Source organism: Acidithiobacillus sp. IBUN Pt1247-S3 (assembly GCF_041146875.1).
Taxonomy (GTDB): domain Bacteria; phylum Pseudomonadota; class Gammaproteobacteria; order Acidithiobacillales; family Acidithiobacillaceae; genus Igneacidithiobacillus.
Genome location: NZ_JBFRXP010000040.1, coordinates 3,708 through 7,041, shown reverse-complemented (window position 1 = coordinate 7,041; position 3,334 = coordinate 3,708). Strand labels below are relative to the sequence as shown.

The following is a 3,334-nucleotide window of genomic DNA, read 5'->3' as shown; positions in this document are numbered from 1 at the left end:
GCTGTACGCTGTAAGCATAGTACGAAAATACGACAAACTGGAAAAGGCGAAACCACCGTTCCTTCTCAAGGACGTTCCAGGACATGGACGTAGACTTTTCTGAGCACACACCACGTCTTGATCTCTACCTTGCAACCGATCAAATGCGGGTATGAAAACGAAAGCCTCCACGAAGGAGGAAAACCCAAGCATTGGCAACCCGTCGTGGAAAGAATCCCAGTGGATGAATCACGTATTGGAGATCAGGGGCAATGAATAGGTGCTGTCCAATAGGCTGGCGAATATTCAGTTCGATTGCGGTTTCTGCACCTGCGCCACGTTGCCAAGCGCGAGCCATGCCTAAGCTAAACGCTGTGCTGGGAGATCCGCTGACAAAATGGCGCAATCGAATGCCCCGGTCCCCACGCCCAGCGCCCATGATCCCGAATCCCGCGATCGGATGAGCGGATAGTATAGATAACTCACTGATCTGCAGATATTTTTTGTAGAATAGGTTTGTCGATGAGCATCACCCAGAAGGTGACCTTACGGGAGGGGCCGATGAGCAAGATGGCTCAAATCGTGCTTCCGTTCCAGTCCCGACGCTGCCTGGACGCACTAAGCCGATTGCGCCGTCGCGGAGACGGTACACAGCATGGAAGCTACATACCAAGTCTTTCGCCTCATCGTGGTACGCCAGAACCATCAGGCAGAACTCCTGGAAGCGGGTCGGCCCCGATACCATTTCATCGCCAGCAACCGACCTCAAAACCGCCGAAACTCCATAGTCCTAGGGGTGTGATCGCCGTGGGAACCTACCGGCAACCACGCTATACAAGCAAAATCGCCCTTCCCGTGCCCACATTGTGCCGCACCGCGAAGGTGATTGCGGAAATTTGCTAATGTAAATATATTGATTTTTTGCGAGTTATACGCATAATGTTTACATATTTTATGATTCATGGGTGAATACAATGCTGATCGAGTTCCGCGTCAAGAACTTCCGCAGCCTGCGTGACGAACAGGTGCTCAGTCTTGTTGCATCTAAGGACAAGACCCTGCGAGACACCCACACCCAGACAACTGGCATCAGTGCTGCGCCCACGCTGGTGTGCAGTGCGGTGGTCTATGGCGCCAACGCGAGCGGCAAATCCAACCTCATCAAGGCGCTGCAGTACATGCGGGGCGTGGTGACTGAGTCCGCGACAGCGATCCAGCCCGGGCAGACCTTTGCTGTGCAACCCTTCCGACTCGACGCTGAATCTGCCAGCCAGCCCAGCGAGTTCGAAGTCACGTTCCTTCTGGATGGTGTGCGCTACCAATACGGGTTTGCCATGACAGCGCAGCGCATCGTCAGCGAGCACCTGCTGGTCTACAAGGCATTCAAGCCGCAGCGCTGGTTTGAGCGCCACTTTGACGGCGAAACGGGCAAGGACGTTTACGACTTCGGCCCCGGCCTGAAAGGCCCTAAGAATCTGTGGGAAGGAGCTACGCGCCAGAATTCACTGTTCTTGTCGATGGCCGTACAACTCAACAGTGAGGCCTTGCGCCGAGTATTCGACTGGTTTGCGAATCGGCTGGTGATTTTCAATGAGCAAGCTCGGCTCAGTCCGCAAGTCTCCATCCAGATGCTCAAGCAAGCCGATGGGCGCAAAGAGATCTGCAACTTCCTTTCCTCCGCCGACATCAGCATCGCTGACATCAATGTGGAAACTCGCAAGGTGCCTGGGCAGGCCGTCCACTTCGATCTGGTGGCGGGCAAAACCGAAGTGCGTGCGCAAGAGATGGAGGAGCACAAGCTACGCTTCCACCACGTCACCGAACTGGGCAACGCCGTATTTGATTTGATGGATGAATCCAATGGCACGCGAAATCTGCTATTTCTTGCGGGCCCCGTGCTGGACATCCTCAGCAAAGGGCTGACACTGGTCATCGATGAACTCGATACCAGCCTGCACACCTTGCTGGTGCGCGAGCTGGTGCGATTGTTCCACCGTCCGGAAATCAACACCAGTGGCGCACAGTTGATCTTTACGACGCACGACACTTCGCTGCTGGATGCGCCCGATCTGTTCCGGCGTGATCAGGTGTGGTTCGTTGAAAAAGACAGCGATCAAACCTCGGCATTGGTCGGCTTGTCCGAATTCAGCCCTCGCAAGAACGAGGCACTGGAACGCGGCTACCTCATGGGGCGATACGGCGGCGTGCCATTTCTCAGCCACACCCTGGGACTGAAGCACTGATGGCTCGCGACAACTCACCCAAAGAGCGCCAGAAAAAGCAGCTGGAGCGTAAACAGGGGCGGCGCGCGAGTTACGACCGCATCCTGATTGTTTCCGAAGGCAGCAAGACGGAGCCGAACTATTTTCGGGAGATCCGTGCGGCTTATCGTTTGCACACGGCTAATGTGGAAGTCCGTCCCAGCAAGCCGGGCAGTGCGCCGATTCAGGTTGTGCAATACGCGCGGGCGTTATTCGAGGATGGCGACCGGCACAAGAACATTCAGCGCCGTGCGTTCGAGAAGGTCTACGCGGTTTTTGACCGTGATGACCACGACAGTTATCACGATGCGCTTGATCTGGCGGCGTCACTGGATGGCAAGCTCAAGAACGATGCCAAGCAGCTGATCCGTTTTCAGGCCATTGCCTCGGTGCCCAGTTTCGAGCTGTGGCTACTGCTTCACTACGAAGATATTCAAACTCCACTGCATCGCAATGAAGTGATGCGCCGCCTCAAGCTGCACATTCCTGGCTATGACAAGGGCGTGGACAACGCATTCGCAATCACTCGCGAACATCTGGTAGTTGCTGCCCAGCGTGCTAAAGGGTTAGCGGACCGCTTCAGTGCGCACACCGCACCAGAACCGTTCACGGCCATCGTAGAGCTGGTGAAACTGCTGACGACGCTGCGTGGTTGATTTGTTAAGGCTGGGGGCATCCTCAGACTAAAGACGGTTTGGTGACCGATTGGTTTTGTTTCTTGGCCTCATGGAACAACCAACACGGAGCGGACAGGAGGATACGTCGACGCACACTCATGACGCTAGGCTATCATATATGGAGCCGGACTGGTCCGCCCCCTATTATTCCAGCACAACTCCAAGTGTCGTTCTACGGCTTGAGCATCGGGATCAGGCGATTGCGGAAATCCTGCCCGATAGCAACCGACATCGCGATTGACAGGATTTCATCTCGGGTTTTCTGCCGAAGCCCTGGAAGTGCTAGAGCGTTACGAATGCGACTTAATCCCATTGGGGGGGGGGGTAGATTTATTATCTGGAAACAATGGGTTATACTGTGTCACCCAGTTAACCACCTGATCAGAAGGCATCGGGCGCGCGATGGCATAGCCCTGG

At 55.2% G+C, this 3,334-nt stretch carries 3 protein-coding genes; 2 read left to right on the top strand and 1 reads right to left on the bottom strand.

Annotated features, from left to right (window positions below):
• Positions 1-139: 139 nt before the first annotated feature.
• Complete coding sequence (locus tag AB4090_RS14595; protein WP_369574615.1) at positions 140-337, bottom strand: carbohydrate porin; 198 nt, start codon at positions 335-337, stop codon at positions 140-142.
• Positions 338-953: 616 nt separating this feature from the next.
• On the opposite strand from AB4090_RS14595, the gene AB4090_RS14590 reads away from it, so the two are divergent.
• Both AB4090_RS14590 and AB4090_RS14585 read left to right on the top strand, forming a co-directional pair.
• Complete coding sequence (locus AB4090_RS14590) at positions 954-2,222, top strand: ATP/GTP-binding protein (RefSeq protein ID WP_369574614.1); 1,269 nt, start codon at positions 954-956, stop codon at positions 2,220-2,222.
• Complete coding sequence (locus tag AB4090_RS14585; protein WP_369574613.1) at positions 2,222-2,896, top strand: RloB family protein; 675 nt, start codon at positions 2,222-2,224, stop codon at positions 2,894-2,896. Before AB4090_RS14590 ends, AB4090_RS14585 begins: the two co-directional genes overlap by 1 nt.
• The last annotated feature ends 438 nt before the right edge of the window (positions 2,897-3,334 follow it).

Excerpts from the sequence above, each read along its gene's own strand:
- AB4090_RS14585 (WP_369574613.1), top strand. The coding sequence starts at position 2,222 with ATGGCTCGCGACAACTCACCCAAAGAGCGCCAGAAAAAGCAGCTGGAG.
- AB4090_RS14595 (WP_369574615.1), bottom strand. The coding sequence starts at position 337 with ATGGCTCGCGCTTGGCAACGTGGCGCAGGTGCAGAAACCGCAATCGAA.
- AB4090_RS14590 (WP_369574614.1), top strand. The coding sequence starts at position 954 with ATGCTGATCGAGTTCCGCGTCAAGAACTTCCGCAGCCTGCGTGACGAA.